Source organism: Thiothrix lacustris DSM 21227 (assembly GCF_000621325.1).
Classification (GTDB): domain Bacteria; phylum Pseudomonadota; class Gammaproteobacteria; order Thiotrichales; family Thiotrichaceae; genus Thiothrix; species Thiothrix lacustris.
The window spans coordinates 60,182-79,151 of sequence record NZ_JHYQ01000019.1; the positions used below are offsets into that span (position 1 = coordinate 60,182).

The 18,970-nt window shown below is 47.3% G+C and carries 19 protein-coding genes; 14 read left to right on the forward strand and 5 right to left on the reverse strand.

Features of this window, described 5'->3' with window-relative positions; translation table 11 throughout:
* Positions 1–13: 13 nt before the first annotated feature.
* Entirely contained in the window at positions 14–2,038 is a 2,025-nt protein-coding gene (locus Q394_RS0110365; protein WP_028489236.1) for a coiled-coil domain-containing protein, read from the reverse strand.
* Between the two features lie 171 nt (positions 2,039–2,209).
* Here Q394_RS0110365 and rpoH point away from each other — a divergent pair, with 171 nt between their 5' ends.
* From rpoH to Q394_RS0110400, 4 genes are all read left to right on the forward strand, one after another.
* Positions 2,210–3,076, forward strand: a complete 867-nt coding sequence (rpoH, locus tag Q394_RS0110370; RefSeq protein WP_028489237.1) for an RNA polymerase sigma factor RpoH — start codon at positions 2,210–2,212, stop codon at positions 3,074–3,076.
* A 497-nt stretch (positions 3,077–3,573) separates the two neighbouring features.
* Positions 3,574–4,176, forward strand: coding sequence for an HNH endonuclease (locus tag Q394_RS0110385; RefSeq protein WP_245606777.1), 603 nt, complete (start codon positions 3,574–3,576; stop codon positions 4,174–4,176).
* Positions 4,177–4,234: 58 nt separating this feature from the next.
* The gene (locus Q394_RS22400; protein WP_038141152.1) at positions 4,235–5,020 is read left to right on the forward strand and encodes a T6SS effector amidase Tae4 family protein; all 786 of its coding nucleotides are present in this window, start codon (positions 4,235–4,237) and stop codon (positions 5,018–5,020) included.
* A gap of 29 nt (positions 5,021–5,049) precedes the next feature.
* Positions 5,050–5,487 (forward strand): hypothetical protein, encoded by a 438-nt coding sequence (locus Q394_RS0110400; protein ID WP_156946821.1) that lies wholly within the window; start codon positions 5,050–5,052, stop codon positions 5,485–5,487.
* 23 nt (positions 5,488–5,510) lie between these two features.
* Here the strand turns inward: Q394_RS0110400 and Q394_RS0110405 are convergent, their stop codons facing one another.
* Positions 5,511–6,053 (reverse strand): SPOR domain-containing protein, encoded by a 543-nt coding sequence (locus Q394_RS0110405; protein ID WP_169735893.1) that lies wholly within the window; start codon positions 6,051–6,053, stop codon positions 5,511–5,513.
* 127 nt (positions 6,054–6,180) lie between these two features.
* Here Q394_RS0110405 and Q394_RS0110410 point away from each other — a divergent pair, with 127 nt between their 5' ends.
* Positions 6,181–7,002, forward strand: coding sequence for a DUF3025 domain-containing protein (locus Q394_RS0110410; protein WP_028489243.1), 822 nt, complete (start codon positions 6,181–6,183; stop codon positions 7,000–7,002).
* Here Q394_RS0110410 and Q394_RS0110415 read toward each other — a convergent pair.
* Positions 6,986–8,137 (reverse strand): vWA domain-containing protein, encoded by a 1,152-nt coding sequence (locus Q394_RS0110415; RefSeq protein WP_028489244.1) that lies wholly within the window; start codon positions 8,135–8,137, stop codon positions 6,986–6,988. The genes Q394_RS0110410 and Q394_RS0110415 overlap by 17 nt on opposite strands.
* A gap of 95 nt (positions 8,138–8,232) precedes the next feature.
* Between Q394_RS0110415 and Q394_RS0110420 the strand changes: the two genes are divergently transcribed.
* From Q394_RS0110420 to Q394_RS19840, 8 genes are all read left to right on the forward strand, one after another.
* Complete coding sequence (locus tag Q394_RS0110420) at positions 8,233–8,748, forward strand: DUF5362 family protein (RefSeq protein ID WP_028489245.1); 516 nt, start codon at positions 8,233–8,235, stop codon at positions 8,746–8,748.
* A 98-nt stretch (positions 8,749–8,846) separates the two neighbouring features.
* The gene (gspE, locus tag Q394_RS0110425) at positions 8,847–10,577 is read left to right on the forward strand and encodes a type II secretion system ATPase GspE (protein ID WP_028489246.1); all 1,731 of its coding nucleotides are present in this window, start codon (positions 8,847–8,849) and stop codon (positions 10,575–10,577) included.
* The gene (locus Q394_RS0110430; protein WP_028489247.1) at positions 10,564–11,799 is read left to right on the forward strand and encodes a type II secretion system F family protein; all 1,236 of its coding nucleotides are present in this window, start codon (positions 10,564–10,566) and stop codon (positions 11,797–11,799) included. Before gspE ends, Q394_RS0110430 begins: the two co-directional genes overlap by 14 nt.
* Positions 11,800–11,822: 23 nt before the next feature.
* Positions 11,823–12,245: a type II secretion system major pseudopilin GspG gene (gspG, locus tag Q394_RS0110435; protein WP_028489248.1), complete on the forward strand. Its 423-nt coding sequence runs from the start codon at positions 11,823–11,825 to the stop codon at positions 12,243–12,245.
* Positions 12,217–12,675 (forward strand): GspH/FimT family protein, encoded by a 459-nt coding sequence (locus tag Q394_RS0110440; protein ID WP_245606778.1) that lies wholly within the window; start codon positions 12,217–12,219, stop codon positions 12,673–12,675. Before gspG ends, Q394_RS0110440 begins: the two co-directional genes overlap by 29 nt.
* Positions 12,659–13,054, forward strand: a complete 396-nt coding sequence (locus Q394_RS0110445) for a prepilin-type N-terminal cleavage/methylation domain-containing protein (protein WP_028489250.1) — start codon at positions 12,659–12,661, stop codon at positions 13,052–13,054. The genes Q394_RS0110440 and Q394_RS0110445 overlap by 17 nt, the downstream gene beginning before the upstream one ends.
* The gene (locus Q394_RS0110450) at positions 13,051–13,668 is read left to right on the forward strand and encodes a prepilin-type N-terminal cleavage/methylation domain-containing protein (protein ID WP_028489251.1); all 618 of its coding nucleotides are present in this window, start codon (positions 13,051–13,053) and stop codon (positions 13,666–13,668) included. Before Q394_RS0110445 ends, Q394_RS0110450 begins: the two co-directional genes overlap by 4 nt.
* Entirely contained in the window at positions 13,658–14,557 is a 900-nt protein-coding gene (locus tag Q394_RS19840; protein WP_038141161.1) for a type II secretion system minor pseudopilin, read from the forward strand. Before Q394_RS0110450 ends, Q394_RS19840 begins: the two co-directional genes overlap by 11 nt.
* On the opposite strand, the gene wecA is transcribed toward Q394_RS19840, so the two are convergent.
* A complete protein-coding gene (gene wecA, locus Q394_RS19845) occupies positions 14,511–15,617 on the reverse strand; it encodes a UDP-N-acetylglucosamine--undecaprenyl-phosphate N-acetylglucosaminephosphotransferase (RefSeq protein ID WP_084260423.1) in 1,107 nt (368 codons plus the stop codon). The two genes, Q394_RS19840 and wecA, sit on opposite strands and share 47 nt — an antisense overlap.
* Positions 15,618–15,947: 330 nt before the next feature.
* Positions 15,948–16,868, reverse strand: coding sequence for a hydrogen peroxide-inducible genes activator (locus Q394_RS0110465; protein WP_028489252.1), 921 nt, complete (start codon positions 16,866–16,868; stop codon positions 15,948–15,950).
* Positions 16,869–17,440: 572 nt separating this feature from the next.
* On the opposite strand from Q394_RS0110465, the gene Q394_RS0110470 reads away from it, so the two are divergent.
* Positions 17,441–18,964, forward strand: a complete 1,524-nt coding sequence (locus tag Q394_RS0110470; protein WP_028489253.1) for an oligosaccharide flippase family protein — start codon at positions 17,441–17,443, stop codon at positions 18,962–18,964.
* The last annotated feature ends 6 nt before the right edge of the window (positions 18,965–18,970 follow it).

Genomic DNA, 18,970 nt, shown 5'->3' on the forward strand with positions numbered 1-18,970 from the left:
TGGTCGATAATATTTAAGCCGTTGCGCTGTAGGTGCGTAGCTGCTGTCCTAGCTTTTGTAATAGCACATCACGTTGTTGTAAGGCTTTTTCTTTGTGCAGTAATTGTTGGTTGAGTTGCGCAATGATGGTGTCTTTGAGGTTGATTACCTTGTCACGTTGTTCCAGCCGCTGCTCAATAGCTTGGCGGGCGGCATCATGCTGCTGCTGTTGCTGGGTGATGTCCGCAAGATTATCTAGATGTTTTAATAGGCTGGCTTCTCGAACCGTATAATCTTGTTCTAATTTTTCCAGATGATTTTCGCGTTGTTGCATTTTGAGTAATGCTGCTTCGCGTTCGGTTTCTTGTTGCTGGTGTTTGGCATTGAGGTCGCTCAGTATTTGGTGTTGTTGCAGCAAGGCAGTTTCACGTTCGGCGAATTGACGTTCTTTAGCGAGGAGATGTTGTTCACGTTCTGCTAGTTGTGCTTCACGTTGTTGCTGGGTCTGTTGGAAGGTTTCGCGTTCGGCTTCTTGTGACTGCTGCTTTTTGGTGAGTTCGCTGAGCGTGGCGATATGTTGCAGTAGCAAGGTTTCGTGATTGGTGTGTTGTTGTTCGCGTTCCGTCAGTTGGGTTTCACGCGTGTGAAGATCGCTTTCACGCTTGATCAGGTGTTGTTCGCGCTCACTGAGCAGTTGCCCTTGCTCTAGAATGTGCTGGTCTTTGGTTTGCAGGGTTTTGTCACGTTCACTGAGTTGTTGGGTAATTTCTTGCTGTTGTTGTTCCTGCTGCTGGATGAGTTGGTCTTTTTCGAGTAGCAAGGTGTCTTTGTTGCTGACCAGCGTGGTGTATTCGCTGAGATGTTTTTCCTTGTCGAGCAGGATGCCTTGCAGTTCAGTGACATGTAAGTGATGTGTGTCGATGTGTTGTTGCTGTGTTTGCAAGCGTTGGTCAAGAGTGTTGATATGTGCTTGCAGTTCGCTGATCGATTGGTCACGACTTTGGATTTCTTTGTCACGTTCCTGTAATTGCAGGAATTGCGCGGTGATCTGTTCATCACGGCGTTGTAGGTTGCGTTCGCGTTCGTTGATGGTTTGATCGCGCACGGCAAGGTGCTGGTCTTTGGCTAATGTCTGATTGCCTTGTTGGATGAGTAGTTGTTCGCGTTCTTGTGCAAGGCTGTCTTTTTCGTGCATCAACCGAGTTTGTTCGGCTAGTTGTTCATTGCGTAGGCTGATTTGTTCAACCTTGCGACGTACTAGGCTATCACGTTGGTGAATCTGTTGATCTTTTTGGAGGATTAGGTCATCACGGCGTTGTAATAATCGGTCAAAATCCCGCTGACGCAGATCGCGTTGCTGGATGTGTTGGTCGCGTTCTTTGATGTGACGGTCACGGTCGGAAAGTTGACGGTTACGCTCACTGATGACTTGTTCTTGGGTGTAAATGCGTTTTTGATGGTCACGTATCCAGCGGTTGAGTTCGTCGAGTTGTTGGCTGAGTTCCTGAATGTTTTCGTCGCGTTTGCCAATTTGTTTGTCACGATTGTCAAGTTCGCGGTCACGCTTGCCGATGTGATTGTCTTTTTCTTCTAAACGACGGTTGCGGATGTGAATTTGATCTTCACGCTCCAGAATGTATTTTTCTTTCTGGTTGGAGCGTTGTTCGATTTCCCGAGCACGATTTTCCAGTTCACGGATCAGTTGGTCACGTTCCTGAATGACAACTTCTTTTTGGTGAAGGGTAGCGTCACGTTGGGCAATCTGTTTGTCGCGCTCTAGTGAGTTGCTCTGGTTCTGTTGCAGCAGGTGTTCTTTATCATTAAGCAGATGCTCTTTGCGCTCCATGTGCTGGTCACGCTCTAACAATGATTGTTCCAGCGTTTCGATGAGCTTGTCTCTGCTTTGCAGGATGTTATCGAAGCCGTTTAAGCGTGCTTCGGTGACTTTGAGACGCTCAGCTGCATCCCGCCAACGGTCGATCAGTATTTGGCGGTCGGTCGCGGTGAGGAAGCGATTGCCCTCGATTTTTTCGATAAGCGCTTGTTCTTCTCTATTCATTGTTATTATTCAGCTTGTCCGTTTGTTCCCTGTTGATGATGATAATGTGCTAAAAATAACGTGGCATGAATCATTTGTAATGTCAGAATAAAAGCGAAACCAAACGGGGTATTAGCACTCTAACGCTGTGAGTGCTAGGATAGTAAGAGAACTATATTAAGGAGACGACGCATGACTAGTGCATTGATGCTTAGAGGACAAACACTTCCAGTTCCTGTTGGGAATTTGGAAAGTTATATCCATGCTATCCATGCCATTCCCGTGCTGACTGTAGAAGAAGAACGTGGTTTGGCTGACCGCCTGAAGTATGAAAGTGATTTGGAAGCAGCCCGTCAGTTGATCCTACATAACCTGCGTTTTGTAGTGAAAGTGGCGCGTGGCTACAGTGGTTATGGGCTGCCACTGGGTGATTTGGTACAAGAGGGTAACGTCGGTTTGATGAAAGCCGTTAAGCGTTTTGACCCTGAAATGAATGTACGGCTGATTTCTTTTGCTGTTCACTGGATTCGTGCGGAAATTCACGAATTTATCCTGCGCAATTGGAAAATTGTCAAAGTGGCAACCACCAAAGCGCAGCGCAAATTATTTTTCAACCTGCGTAGCAGCAAAAAGCGGCTAGGTTGGTTAAATCATGAAGAAGCTCAGTCGATGGCCAGTGATCTGGGTGTGAGTACGGCCGAAGTGCTGGAAATGGAAAAGCGCATGAGCGCCCACGATGTTGCCTTTGATTTGGGCGTGGATCAGGATGATGACGATGCCAGCAGTTTCTCACCAAGCCAGTATTTGGCAGCTGAGTCAGCGGATCCCTCCGAGAGGCTAGAAGCGGAAGAGTGGGATGCTTACACCCGCGAACGTTTTCAGGATGCGATGGAGGGTCTGGATGCACGTAGCCGCGATATTCTCGCCAGTCGTTGGTTAGTGGAAGAGAAAGCGACGCTGCATGAATTAGCAGACAAATACAGCGTATCTGCTGAGCGTATCCGTCAATTGGAAAATGCTGCCATCAACAAGCTGCGATTAGCGGTGGTGGAGGCATAAAAAAAGGCCGCATAAGCGGCCTTTTTTGTGCCTATATCAGTTGCTTAGCCAAAGAAAGCGACAGATAAAAAGCTAAACCAAGCAAATCCAATCAATGCCGTCACGATAAGCATCGGCAGGCCAAAATCCCAGCTAAACATATCCACATACCTCTAAAATACTTATGTGTATTAGAGGATAAAGGAATAGCGCCCCCCTGACAAGATCGGGAGGGGTGGATGAATTCACGCAGTCTTAGTTTGTTGGCTGGATTAAGCGAATACGACTGAGAAGAAGCTGAACCATGCAAACAGAATCAGTGCAATAACAATGGCAGCCGGTAAACCATAATCAAAACTAAACATGGGTATATCCTTTCAGGTGTCTCAATAATCAATGTAGCCAGTGTGCCTGAAGCCCGTTTGTTGAAACTTGATATGGCTCAATAATTTGGGTTGGTCATGACAACTCCATGAAAGATTTCATGAATACTTGATTTATGTCAGGAATCTGCAATCATGTTCGTCATGATCAGCTTGAACCAACTAATCCTGCGAACTGATGTCAGTGGGATGCCGTTGGAATGGATACATTTCCAGACGGCAGTCAAACTTTACTATTCTGATCAGGTGGCTTACACCTGCGGGTCTCCCATGCTCTCGATTCGTGGTGGTATCAATGCCGTCACGGGGCGAGTCAGTCGAATTGAGCTAAATTCCATCATTGCCACCCATGGCAGCAAGCAAAAATTGCATCAACACTATGTACCACCGTTGGGTAATTCCTTGTTATTTCGGCGTGATGATCATATTTGTTTGTATTGTGGTGAACATTTTCAGGAAAAGGATTTGTCACGTGACCATGTTCATCCGCAAGTGCTTGGCGGGCGTGATGTGTGGACTAATGTGGTGACAGCCTGTAAACATTGCAATAGTCGTAAGGGCGGGCGTACTCCCGAGCAGGCGCACATGCCGTTGCTTGCTATTCCGTTCCAGCCTACGTATGCAGAATACATTTTTCTACAAGGGCGTAATATTCTCGCCGATCAAATGGAATTCTTGAGTGCTCACTTTCCACGTAGCAGCAAATTACGTGATCGTGGACGTTCGCCGGTATCTTAATTCGGTTGAGACAGGGATTCTTGCCTATAGTTAAAGCATGTTCATTAAGGAGTTCCTTATGCCTGAGTCGAATTCGTTCTGGAGTTGGTTATTGTCGTTGTTTCGTGGAAGTAGTTCAGCGCCGACTCCCGCGCCAGTTCCTGCCCCGATCCCAGCACCAGCGCCAGTTCCGCGACCTGTGCCAGCCCCCGTACCTGTACCAGCTCCCGCTCCGCCTGTTTTACCGACTGCGCCTGAACGGGAAGCGGTGACTGATGAGTTAAGTGCCGCCCCACCATTACCCCCGCCGCCATCCGTTGTACCTACTCCGCCACACGAAAGTGGTACGTTGATACAAGCGTTGCCGACAGAGGGGATTAACTTAGGATTCCGTCGTATTTGGAATAATCACCCGACGGTGGCTACTGGGCAGACGTTCGTGTGCCTCGATGCGGACGGCAATCCTAATTTTGGTAATCAGTGTGCCATTTTGATGGGGACTTGCTTGTTACGTAGCAATTTATTGCAAGGCTATGACAAGACAACCTGTTGGTATAGTGGACATGCAGGGCATACGTTGCGAGCACGTGAAGTATCTGACTGGATGCGCCGCCACCCTGAACGCTTTGGGTCGGTTGAAGTACGTAGTAATGTGACATGGGGAGCCTTCAAAGGGCGTACTGGATTTATTTGTTTCCAAAACTTCTGGGGTGAAAATAATCAAGGCGATCATATTGATCTGTGGGATGGTACTGGAATCTTGATGCGTGAAAAGTACCCGAATTGGGAGGGGCCAGCTTTGGCAGATGGTTCATTAGATTATTTTGAGCGTTCTGAGGAGGTTTGGTTTTGGCCTGTCCATTAACACGGCTTGGCAGTGTCAGCTTATTGCTCATGGCACTGCTAGGATGTGACGCTAACAACAAGGAACCCGAACATCAGGCATTGGTTTTGCCCAAGCATTTGAATACGCCGCATGTTTCAGATCAGGTGACAGCGGCAGGTTTGGTTCTGGTCTTGTGGGATGATGGTGGCGGTTGCAAATTGCAGGTCGGCAAGGCTAAAGCGACCATTTGGATGAAACCCATGGCTTCTTGTTATTTCATGAAATCCCCCGGTTCGTCGCAAGTGCAGGTGTATCAGCATAACAAAACCACGTCGATTGTTGCGGTAGTGGGAACGCCTGTTAAAGGTCAGCGTTGTGGGCAAGAAGTGCAAGGTTTAGTCTTGAAGAACGGTACAGCAACTCCTTCGGCTTATGTGATGCAAGGAAGCGTCCATTGTGCTGATCAAGGTCTACAAAACTTCCAATATGATTTGTTTGCGAAGTAGAATAGCCGCTCGTTGATATTTATTTAATCGCCTTCCACAACAAAACTCTCACCAAAATTGGTAGGGTAGCGGTTGCGTAGTTTGTTCTGAAGGGTTTCAGCTTGTGAGCGGGAACGGTAAGCACCAACCCGTAATTTGAACATTAATCCCCGAGGCGTGTTCAAGCTGACCAAATAGGCATCGTAGCCATCCTGTGCTAACGCATCACGCCAACCATACAGTTGTCGGGAATCGTAGCCAGCGGCGACCTGTACGGCGTAACGGTTGTTTGTGTATTGCGTGTCTTCGCGTTCGCGCACCACCGGTACGGCTTTGCGTTGACGTGCTTGAATGTAATTATTGCTCGATGGGCTTGAATCCCATACATCGTCGTTGTAGGTAGGGTTATGTGTGCTACTGCTACTGCTGCCAATAGTCCAGTTGGTTAGGTTGGGGCTATAGTTGATGAAGGGAAGTTTGCCTGCTCGATAAAAAACCACCAATCCCACCACTATCACAACAATCAGTAGGGAATGAATGAATTTGAACACGAAACCGCGTTGTTTGACGAGAGAACTTGATGACACGCGATTTGAACTCTTCACTCCAACCTCTTTAGGCATATTGCTACCCTATGACTATAGCCAAAAAGACGGGGATGCGTGAGGTGCATTTACGCTAAAATCTGTAGTTTATTTTACTAGCGGATACAGAATGGCCTCTGAAATTTGGAATCCTCGCTTCGATACGTTGCATCCGTGTTTTGAGCAATTGCAGAATGTACGCTGTTGGGATGGCTTGGAGCATTGGCCTGCCTGTGAACAGTTGGCTGGATTCTTGCCTACTGGGTTACGCGCGCAATCTGGATTACCCATTACCTTTGTGCCACAGGATGACACGCTGCCTTTTCCTGAGCTGTATTATGAAGAACGGATTTTTCAGCATGGTATGGTGTCCACTCGCCCCAACTGGCACGATTTTTTTAATGCTCTGATGTGGAATGTGTTTCCGCGTAGTAAGGTGATGATCAATGCACTTCATGCAGCGGACATCACTCAGTATGGTAAGCCACGTACCCCGCAACGGGATGCTTTGACTGTACTCGATGAAAGTGGAGTGCTGATTGTGGCAAGTCGCCGCAGCCTATTGCAGAGGGTGTTAGATTTCGCTTGGGATGATTTGTTCTGGCAAGAACGGGCGGCATGGGGGCGTGAAGTTGGTTGTTACATGATCGGTCATGCTACTTTGGAGAAAATGCTAACACCTTATATCGGTGTCACTGCTCATGCACTACTGGTCGAGGTTGACCCCACTTTTTTTGCCCTACCATTGGCAAAACAGCACGTTTATTTGGATGGTGTGGTCGCTGATACCTTGGTACAGGGCGAGTTGGTTTCTACCGCCAGCCTAAATCCTTTCCCGTTATTGGGTGTGCCTGAGTGGTGGGATAATGCGCATCAAGTGTTTTACCAGAACAAGGCTTATTTCCGTGATAAAAACCGCGAACGGGCTGTGAATATTATTGCTCCTGTCTGAATTGAAAGGTGTGCACCGCTTCGCTGCTTGGATTTATGTCTAGTTGAGTTTCCTGTGATTCATTGCCAAGGTTAGCTTTGATGCGATAAGTGCCAATGGGTAACGTATCGCTGACCTGTGTTTTTAATAAGTGCTCGGTAAGGTAGTCCCCCTTGGGGGAATACAGGGTGTAACTGGCTTCCACTGGTTGTTGTTGTGCATCGACTGCTGCTAGGTACAGTTTACCCATTAAACCTAGGTCAAAGTGGTGAGACAGGTTTTGCCCCGGTGCGAGTTCAAGCGTTGTTTGTTGTTTGGTCGTACGCCACAGCACGTTGACTTGATATTTTCCTGGGACTAATACCTGATTGGCTTCGGTTCGTGCGGTGAGACTTGCGACGTGTTCACCTGTATCCGTGTAAATGAGGTAACTGGCGGTGAGGTTTTTATCGCTACCACTGGCTCCGGCACTGAGCGTCAAGGTAGCAGGGGTATTGTCAGTGACAGCAGTGTTTTGCCGTGTAGCTGGGGGCGGGGCAGCAGCCGGTAGTAGTTGTTGAGCAAGTTGGCTAACCTCGCTAATCAGGGCAAATTGTCCACCCGTATTGTCGGCTAAGCAATGTAGCGGGCTAGGCTCCAGCGCGTCTCCAAACGATAAAACGTGTATTTGCATCGCTGGGTATTCTGCTTTCAGGCGAGAGGCCGTCATGCAGGGGTCTCCTTGACAGCTTTCGGGGCCATCACTCACCAGTAAAATATTGCCTTCACCGCCCAAAAGGGCAGCGGCTTGTTCTAGCGATGCACTAATGGGGGAGCGTCCATAAGGGGCGATGCCGTTGATGTGCTGCAATAGGCTGGGAATATCTTGTTCGCCGGGTTTTGCTGCAATGCTAATGTCATGACAGTCCGATTTGTATCGATTGCCATAGGTGATTAAGCCAATAGCAGCCTGTGCAGGTTGTTGCGCCAGCAACGTTTCCAGACCTAGGCGTGCCTGCGTGATTTTATGCGAACCATGGGTTTGCCCCCACATGCTGTTGGAGGCATCTAGCACAATCACTAGCTTGCCATTATCCGCTGCGGTGAGTGGCATGGGTAAGGTTAGCAATGCCAGAAAATAACCGATGGTGGTTATTGGGATAAAGGGTATATTCATATTTTAAAAGGTTAGTACGCTTTATCCGTGAAATCGGGGTTTATCGGTACTTTGGTGCTAGATTGCGTATTTTTTACGATAAAAGGAGAAATGCTATGAGTGTTCAAGATGCTTTTGCCGCACCTCGTTCGGCTGTTCGTGATGTCGCTGGTGGTAGTGGTGTGCTGACTGATGCCATTATTAATGCGTTGAAAAAGACGCGTCCATGGGTACTGTTACTGGCCATTTTGGGGTTTATTGGTGCGGCGCTGATGGCCGTGATGGCTGTGCCGATGCTGCTGGGCAGCACTATGATGAGTGGTTTGGAAGGGGTTGAGGCTGAGCAACTAGGCGCGATAGCAGGTGCTGGCGTTATGATCGGCATGGGGGTAGTGTATTTGATATTCGCCGCTATCTATTTCATGGCTTCTTTGTATTTGTTGCGCTACGCAGGTTTTATCAAACAGGCTGTCAGTTCGCACAATGTGACGGATCTTGAAGCTGCTTTGAGCCAACAGGCTAGTTTCTGGAAGCTCGTGGGTATTATGGCACTGATTTTTACCATTTTTATGCTGCTTGCGATTGTGGTTGGTATTGGTAGCGCATTTTTTCTAATCGGATCTGGCATATAAACGGTAGTATTTTTCTGACCGTTTGGAGGGAAACTGCTTGCATGTTTCCCCTCTATCCCTAGAATGATGGCGCATTATAATAAGAAAGATACATCATCATGCAGGTTGTGACATCCCATGCTCCAGCCGCACTGTTTGGCGAAAGGCTGGTCAAACTAGGCAAACTAAAACCCGTTGATCTGGATCGTGCGTTACGTGCGCAGGCTGAAATACGCCAGCCGTTAGGCAGCGTTTTGGTTCGATTGGGGATGCTTACCGAACAAGAAGTGGCTTTTGTGCTATCACGTCATTTGAACGTGCGGATGGCTTTGAGTAAAGACTATCCCTCCCTTGCGTTAGAAAATCTTGGTATTGCCGTCAATTACATGCGTCATGCGGAAATTGTCCCGTTGCAGTCGAGTGATGAGAGCCTTGTTGTCGCAATGTCTAACCCACAGGATGCTTTTGCCCGTCAAGCGATTCGCATGGCAAGTGGTAAATTGGTTGAGCCGCTGCTAGGTTTGCCAAGCGAAATTCGCGCTAACATTGAACGCTTGTACGGTGCAGAGGCCAGCAAGAAAGACAGTGTAGGTAGCGACGACGACTTCGAGATTACTAGCCCCGACAACCATGCCGATGACGTAGAGCACCTTAAAGACATGGCGAGTGAAGCACCGGTTATTCGTCTGGTGAACCAGATCATGACCAATGCCATGACTCAACGCGCTTCCGATATTCACATCGAGCCTTTCGAGAGTCATCTCAAAGTTCGTTATCGGATTGACGGGGTGATCCATGAAGTCGAATCCCCACCACCACAATTGACTGCTGCGATCATTTCCCGCCTCAAGTTGATGGCGCGGCTGAACATTGCGGAACGCCGTTTGCCACAAGACGGGCGTATTCAGCTTCGCGCACAGGGCAAAGAAATCGACATGCGGGTATCCACCGTGCCCACGATGCACGGCGAAAGCGTGGTCATGCGTTTGCTGGATAAACACAGCATCAAACTCGATTTGAATACCCTCGGCTTTTCCGACGACAACTTACGTAAAGTGCAGCAACAACTGGATGCCCCGCACGGTGTTATTCTGGTCACAGGCCCCACGGGTTCAGGTAAAACCACCACGCTGTATTCTGCGCTGACCCAGTTGAATACCCCGGAAAACAAAGTACTGACCGTCGAAGACCCGGTGGAATACGAACTTGAAGGCATTAACCAGATTCAGGCCAACCCCAAAATCGGCCTCAATTTCGCCGATGCCTTACGTTCCATCGTGCGTCAGGACCCGGACGTAATCATGATCGGGGAAATGCGTGACGTGGAAACGGCGCGTATCGCCATCCAGTCCGCGCTGACCGGGCATTTGGTGTTATCCACCTTACACACTAATGATGCGGCCAGTGGCATTACTCGCCTGATGGATATGGGGATTGAAGATTACCTGCTGACCTCTACCGTCAACGGTATTCTGGCGCAACGTCTGGTGCGGCGTTTATGCCCGCAATGCCGTGAATCCCACCCAGTATTACCCGAAATCGAACAGGAATTGGGCTTACGCCAGTACCAGCCAGAAGGTGAGATGCGTTTGTGGCACGCCAAAGGGTGCAGTGCTTGCAACAATTCTGGCTACAAAGGGCGTAGTGCCATTCATGAAGTATTGATCATGGACGACCCCTTGCGCCGTTTGATTCTCAAGCACGAAGATGCAGGCGTCTTGCAGGAACAGGCACGTAAAGGCGGAATGCGAACCATGTACGAAGATGGTCTGATGAAAGCCCTCAAAGGCGTGACCACGTTGGAAGAAGTGCTGCGCGTCGCGGAGGAAACCCCCAATGCCTGTGTATAGTTATAAAGCTATCACCCCACAAGGCGTTGCCAAAGAAGGTGTCCTTGATGCTGCCAGTGAAGCCAAAGCTGCTGAAAACTTACATGCTCAAGGGCTGATGCCTATCAGCATTAGTGTAGGCAAAGCGGATGCTGGTACGGGGAAAGCCGCATCAGCGGGCAAAAAATCGGCCAAGCTATTTGCCAGTAAAGCGGTCAGTCAGCCTGATATCATGGCACTTACGCAACAAATGTCGACTATGTTGCGGGCAGGATTGCCACTCGACCGCGCGCTTGGCATTTTATTGGAAATCAGCGATAAGCAGCCAGTCATCGAATTGGTACAAGCGATTCAAAATAACGTGCGTAGTGGTAAACGCTTTGCCGATTCATTGGAAGAAAGCGGTAAATTCACTCGTTTCTACGTCAATATGGTACGTGCGGGTGAGGCAGGCGGGTCGATTGATGATGCACTGGCACGCTTAGTCGATTACATGACACGTGCTAAAGAATTGCGTGGCACGGTCATTTCAGCGCTGATTTACCCGGCTATCCTTGCCTTCGTAGCGGTCGTGTCGATTTTTGCGTTACTTACCTTTGTGGTGCCGCAATTTTCTTCTATGTTTGCGGATATGGGGGCGGAGTTACCGACGATTACTAAAGTGGTCATGGGGACATCCGCAACGTTACAACACTATTGGTGGGCAGTATTGCTGGGATTTTTACTGATACTGGTACTGGTGCAATACATTCTCAGCAATGAAAAAGCACGTAGTAGGCTGGATCGCAGCATGTTGAGCTGGCCTATCGTGGGAGATTTGATCGGCAAGATTGAAACTGCCCGCTTTTCGCGCAGTTTAGGTACGCTTTTGCATAATGGCGTGCCATTGCTCGGTGCGCTGAAAATGGCGAAAAATACCGTTAGTAATCGTGTCATGGCGGCAGCCGTCGAGGAATCTGCTGATAGCCTTAAGCAAGGGGAAAGCTTGACCCGTACATTATTGAGCAAAGGTGTGTTTCCGCCTTATGCCTTGCATATGCTGCGCGTCGGTGAAGAAACGGGGCGTATGGAGGATTTGCTGCGTGAGGTTGCAGATATTTACGACGATGAAGTGAAAACCTCTGTTAAGCAGATGTTGGCGCTTCTCGAGCCGTTGTTGATCATGATTATGGCAATAGCCATTCTGTTGATTATTGGGTCAGTCTTGTTGCCCATGATTAATATGGCAGATTTGGTGAATTAATGAATAATAACAAGGAGTTAGGAATGAAGTATAAATTGCGTCAGCCCAAAGGTTTTACTTTGATTGAGTTGATGATTGTGTTGGTCATCTTGGGTTTGATCATGGGTATTGTGGGGCCGCAAGCGATGAAATACTTGGGCAAAGGTAAAACCCAGTCCACCAAAATTCAAATTGAAAATTTGAGTGCGGCATTGGATATGTACCGTTTGGAAGTGGGAAGTTACCCTGAAGACTTGAAGGCGTTGGTAACAGCCCCTTCCGGTGCGCGTGGTTGGAATGGCCCTTATTTGAAGAAAGGTGATGTGCCTAAAGATGGCTGGAATAATGATTACCAATATAAGCGCAAGAGTGCGAACGGCCAGCCCTATGAGTTGATGTCATTGGGTGCGGATGGCGCAGCAGGTGGCGAAGGTGAAGATGCAGATATTTCCCTTTGGGATAAATAAAAGGTCTCAGGGCTTTACGCTGTTAGAGGTTTTGCTGGTACTGGTGATTGGTGGTTTGTTGATGGGGGTGGCGGCTACTTCGTTGAGTGAAGGCCCGGTCTTGCGTAAAAGCAGTCGAGAAGTCGCGGCGAGTTTACGTCATGCCCGCGCTCAGGCAGTGATACGCCAGCAGCCCACGCTGTGGAAAATGAATATTCAGGAAAGGCGTTTCTGGATTGACGGTGCCACGGCAGATGCAGGTCGTCAGCTTAGCCCATCGATTACTGCCAAAATCAATACAACCTCTGCTGAAGTCGATGCTGCCAATCAGGGCGGCATTCGCTTTTTCCCCGATGGTAGTTCTACGGGTGGTTCGGTGGAACTGACGCAGAATAAGCAGACCTTCAAGGTCAATGTGGAATGGGTGACGGGGCGTGTTTCAATCCAATAAAGGGTTTTCCCTGCTTGAGGTAATGGTTGCCTTTGTGGTGATGGGCTTGGTAGTGGGTGCTATTTTGCAACTGTTTGGTGCTTCGATGAATAGCGTGGCGCTGTCGGACGAGTACAGTTTTGCTATTCAGGTGGCTGAATCGCGCCTTGCCGCTGTCGGCAATGAAATCAAAGTCAAGGATGGCAACGAGAGTGGTGAAGAAAAAGGCTCTGGTTACCGTTGGGAGGTGAAAATGTCTCCCATAACGCTCAGTGATGAGATGGAAAAAATACCAGTTCCGCTACAGTTGTACCAAGTGGAGGTGCAGGTGACCTGGAAAAGTGGTGATAAGCCGCGAGAGTTCCACTTGTCTTCCCTGCGCTTCGGGGAAAAATCATGAGGCAGCGTGGTTTTACCTTGCTGGAAATGCTTATTTCTCTTGTGCTGCTTTCTTTCCTCTTTCTGGCGTTATTTGCCAGCTTCCATACCATCGGGCGTAGTTGGGATGCAGCGGATGCTCGCATGAATAAGACCGAGGATATGCGCTTAATGACCGATTTTTTGCGCCGTCAGTTGAGTCAGGCTATGGTGGTGCAGATCGTTGGTAAAAAAGAAGCAAAAGTCTATGCCTTGGAGGGGAGTGCTACGTCATTGCGTTACGTTGCGCCGTTGCAACCATTGCAGCATCAGGGCGGCATTTTTCTGATTGAGATCAATATTGTGGCGAGTAAGGGGGGCAAAAAGCTGGAAATGTTATTTGCGCCTTACCGCCCAGAATTGACGTGGGAAAATGCCTTCAAAGATGCTGAGCCGGTGTTGCTATTTGATGGTTTCAAGGATGCCTCTTTTGCGTATTTTGGATCGGAAGAAGAAGGGGCCGATGCTGATTGGACATCCGATTGGGAGGATAAACCGCGTTACCCAGATATGTTGAAGCTAAGTTTAGAAGACAATGAACGGGCTTGGCCGGATATGCTGGTGGATTTGCCACAGGTAACTGATTATGCGAAATAGTGCTTATTGGCGGCAATCTGGGGTGGCCATGATTGTTGTCTTGTGGATGATCATGGTGATGATGACACTGGCCGCTAGCTTGATCTACGCCACGCGTACCGAAACCAGTATGGTGGATTATGCCCGCCGTAGTGCACAAGCCCGTGCTATCGCAGATGCTGCGGCTCATTACACGGTCATGCAGCTTTTCCTGTCCAATAAAGATCGTGAGCTTAAGTTGGGTGGTGCACCACTGCTATGGGAATACGAAGGTGCAAAAGTCGAAATTCGGGTAGTAGGTGAGAATGGTTTAATCGATATTAACTACGCGAGTCCGCCATTATTGCAGGTGATTCTTAAGCAGGCAGGGTTAGATGAGCAAGCGGCCAAAAATATGCTGGATATCTTGGAAGATTTCCGCGATGTGGATGACCTGAAACGCCTCAACGGTGCAGAAGACCGTGATTACGAGAATGAGGGATTACCCTTCGGAGCGAAAGATGCGCCCTTTGAGCGCATCGAAGAGTTGCAACAAGTGATGGGTATGACACCTCAACTCTATCAAGCATTGACGCGTTTTTTGACAGTGAGTTCTGGTGCAGCGGGAATCAATCCTATGTTAGCGCCACGTCAGACGTTGTTGCTTTTAGCGGAAGGGGATGCTGCAAAAGTGGATGCCTATATTCAGCAGCGTGAGGATGCGGAGGGGCAGTATGTACAGCCTGATTTCGGTACGACGTTTTGGGATGCAACTCAACAACCATTATACCGAGTGCAGATTAGGGTGTTTACTGATGAAACCGCTCCCCCGTATTTTGAGGAGCGGTCTTTGCGTTTAAGGCCGGGGGAGACCCCACCCTTTACTAATTATTTCCGTATTTTGCAAGAATCTTCCGCGCAGTTTGGGTAAGTGACTTTTCTTCCATCCAGCGTTGCAGACTGCCTTTTTCTGCTTTAACCAGCGGTGCGATAGTCAGCAGGTAAGCTAGGAAAGTCAGTAGGAAGCCGTAGAACATGTAGCTTTCACTGGTTTGCAGTTGCTCAGTAATGATGCCGATACTAGAGAATACTAAGGCAATGGCTGCCATTGTCAGCATGGTGGCACTTTTGCTCATGCCCAGTTCCAGCAGTAGGTGATGCAAGTGGTCACGACCAGCTGCGAACGGTGAGCGACGACTCCGTAAGCGCACCAGAATAACGCGTACCATGTCCATCAATGGCAGGGCAATCAACCACAATGCGGTAACCGGGCGAAAGGCTGTGTGGATTGGATCCTGTGTTCCTTCGATTAACAACCAGCTGATGCTTAAACCAATCAGCATAGAGCCTGCATCACCCATGAAAATCTTTTGCTTGAACGGTGGCAGTACCAAATTATTGAGCAGGTAAGGAATCAGCGCTGCGATAAAAATGACGCTAACCCCCAATTCTGTTGGATGAGTGGATAGGCTGAACAAGATGACCAAGCTCAAGAATGTTACCATTGCTACCGATCCTAATAAGCCATCGATACCGTCGATCATGTTAAAGGCATTGATAACCCCCAATACGATCAGGATGGTGAAGGGATAGCTAAACACCCCTAGATCAATGTTCCCCAGCCCTAACAAGTTACCAAGGTTTTCCAGTGATAGGCCTGTGCCAATACAAAGTGCCAACGTCAACAGAATCTGCATAGAGATGCGCAGTTTGACGGAAAGGTCTTCAGCATCATCCGCAACACCTAACAGGACGATGCCAAGTGCGCACAATAGCCACGTGGTGACAGCCGCATCAGTTGGTAAGATCAGTACGACGGCTGTTGCAACCCCAATGAAGATGGACATACCGCCAATCAGAGGAACTGCCCCAACGTGTTGTTTGCGCCCCTGAGGAATATCTAAAAGATGTGCGCGGTGAGCCACTGGTTTGAGTAGGTGGAGTGCAATCCATGTCGCACACAAGCTTGTTATTAATGATAGTATAAGCATGTTGTCCTCGGGGTTTCTTACTGTCTTCTTGCTTATGTATCTTAGTCAAGGCTCATCTGTTTTAATTATCTGGCTGGAATCAGGTGAGTAATAACGCTGATTAGTGGGATATGTGGATTTAAAAGAATGATGGACGGTAATGGCTAAATAAATGGTAAGTTTTGGAGTAAAAGGAGATAAATGGCACTTCTTCTTGAAATTAATGCCGTTCGTCAGAATTGACTGAATTTTTGTTCTGATGTTCTATATTTAATATTAAATGATATGTTTTAAAAATGCTGTTTTCTGCCTTAAAGGCAATGCACATTTAATATGTATGTCCTGTTATTATTATTCAGGCAAAGCCTCGTTAAATAGTGTTAGCCACGTATTTTTAATGAACTCACCCAAATGTGTGAATTCTTGTTCGCGAGCACTTCCTCTTCGCCAGGCTAAACCTACCTCTCGGTAGCTTTCTTCTGGTAGTTCCCATATTTTGACGTGTGTACCACTGAGTAAGGTTGAGCCTTGTACCATTTCGGGTAGATAGGATATGCCTAAGTCAGCATCGACCATTTGGGTCAGGGTCAACAGGCTACTGGCGGTGAATCGACTGATTTTATCCATGTCTTGTAAATGACAGGCGGAAAGCGTGTGGTCACGTAGACAGTGCCCATCTTCCAAGAGCAAGATACTTTCTGGATTTAAATCATTAAATATATGACGTCTGGGGCGTGTGTGTTTAGTGTCTTCTCGGCAGGCAAGGAAAAATCTGTCTTTAAACAAGGGCATTACCTCAACATTACGTAGCGCATACGGTAGGGCAATAATCACTAGGTCAAGCTCGCCATTCATTAATTTTTCATAAATGCGTTGAGTGATGTCTTCTGTGAGATAAAGTCGTAGATGTGGAAATTTCTGACGTAGCGAGGGTAATACTCTGGGAAGTAGGAACGGGGCGATGGTTGGGATAATGCCAATGCGAAGTTCACCCGTGAGTGGCGCATGATTGCTTCGGGCTAGTTCTACTAAATTTTCGACATCCCGGATGCAGCGACGTGCTTCAATGGCAATTTGTCGGCCAATGTGGGTGACGGTCACGTTCTTATTGGTTCGATCTACCAGTTGCACTTCTAGTGTCGTTTCCAGTTCGCGAATAGCCGTGCTAAAGGCAGATTGTGAAACAAAACAAGCCTCAGCGGCTTTTCCAAAGTGCTCGTGACTTTCTAATGCTACAAAGTAGCGGAGCTGTTTTATGGTTGGCAGGTTCATGGCAACCTCTTGATAGATCGTTTTTGAAGTTTACTATAAAGATAATATTCTATTTTCTGTATGAATGTAAAAATCTTTTGAGGGATTAGGCTGTTTATCCACTTATGAGGTAGGTTTGTATGCATATGGCTGTATTATGGATTAGTTAAACTAATTAATTAAATTATTATTTTTAATGATTAATTGTTTTAAATTCTCAGGGTTGCGCTACGTTTTTTACCTTTTATACAAGCAAACTGGAGGCTAATGACTAAAATCTGCTGCGATCAATAGAAAAAGATGAATAAGTTTCTCTCTGGATAGTGTCTTATTTATACGACACTTTAATTTCTAAAGAGATTTATTTTTATTAATATCAAGTAATTGCTGGTGGCTTTCTTTGGTGAGATTATTGGGTTATTCAATAAATGTATTAGGTTAAAAATTAATAGAATTGATTTGATAAAGGTTAATGGTATATTGGTTTATCTTGGGTGCAGTCAACATGTTTTAGTGAAATAGAAAATGATGAAAACGCTGCATTATGTTCCGATGGCTTTAAGAACTAAATTCATTCAATCATAGGGTTTCTTGTGATTAAAACTACTGTCCCGCGTAAAAATATACGCAGTAATGTTATTTTTAGTGTACTAGGTTATGCATTGCCGTTACTGGCGGCTTTAGCCACTATTCCCATCATGGTTAGGGCGCTTGGCACAGATTTGTATGGTTTGTATATCATCTGCACATCATTGATTGGGTTTATGGCTCTGGTTGATTTGGGTATAGGCCAAACCGTCATCAAGTATGTCGCTGAATACGAGGCCACTAACCAACAGGCTAAAGTTCAACCGGTGTTGAATGTGGCATTGTTGGTTTATCTGGTTATTGGTTTGTGTAGTGCTATGGCATTGTTTGTTTTCTCATCCAATATAGCTAGTGCTTTGTATGATGATCCACAGAAGCAAGCACTTGCTCAAAAAGTATTGCAAATTACCGCTTTCCCTTTGTTCTTCAGCTACATGAACCAGTTTTTCCTGAACGTTTGCAAAGCTTATCATCGGTTTGATTTACCTGCCGTTGTACATAATGCTGGCAATCTAGGGGGGATCGTACTGGCAACGGTGTTGTTGTTGCTAGGGTATGGTTTGGAAGAGGTATTGTGGGGCTATGTTGTTGTGCAGGGGGGGGTATTAATGGCTGGTTACAGCATTGGCCGTCATGTCTTACCCGATGCTATACGTTTGTGGCCTGTGTTTGATAAGAAGATTTTTGATGAAATTGTTTCTTTCAGTTTTTATACATTCATTGGCAATTTTGTGAGTTCGGTGGCTGCGAGAGCAGATAAGTTGGTCATAGGTGTGATTTTGGGGACAGATGCTGTCACTTATTATCAAATACCGTTCACTATCGCGCAAATGGCGAATGGTATTATTCACGCTTTGGTGAATATTGCCTTCCCACGATTTAGTGAAATGTCGGTCACTGGTAATAAACAGGGCTTATTGTCACTATATCGAAAAGTCGGGCAGATCATGTCCTTGATCAGCACCGTTATCGCGGTCTTGTTAATCACGGTCGGTGGTAGTTTTCTTGCGTTGTGGATTTCACCGGAGTTTGCGCAACACGCCACGTTGACCTTGCAGATTATTGCTCTGTATTTCTTCCTGCATTCCAATACAGTGACGGGTTATTGGGTGCTTCAGGGCAGTGGTGAGGCAAAACTGACAGCGCTGATTGCGGTGATTGGTACGGTTGCCTATTTTGTAGGGATGTATTATTTGGGTGGGCATTATGCTCATAACGGGGTGGCGTTTGCTCTGTTCCTGTTGCTATTAGCTGTGCCACTGCAATACATATGGATTTCGCGCTACGTGGGGCATCGTGTCGTGGAATATGTTTTGCAATTGGTGAGCTTTGCTGTGTTGGGTTATTTCATGGTGTACGGGCTGGAAATAGTGAATACATGGTTGGACAGTCACCTGCTGGAGATTCTGGTGGATGGCTTAGTAGGTTTATTGGTTTTGTTGGCCGGAGTGTATGGTTTATGGAAGCACAGCAATGCTGATAGTGAACTTCTCAAGTCACCCCCTTCTTTGATGAAAGGAGGATGTTAGGGGGGG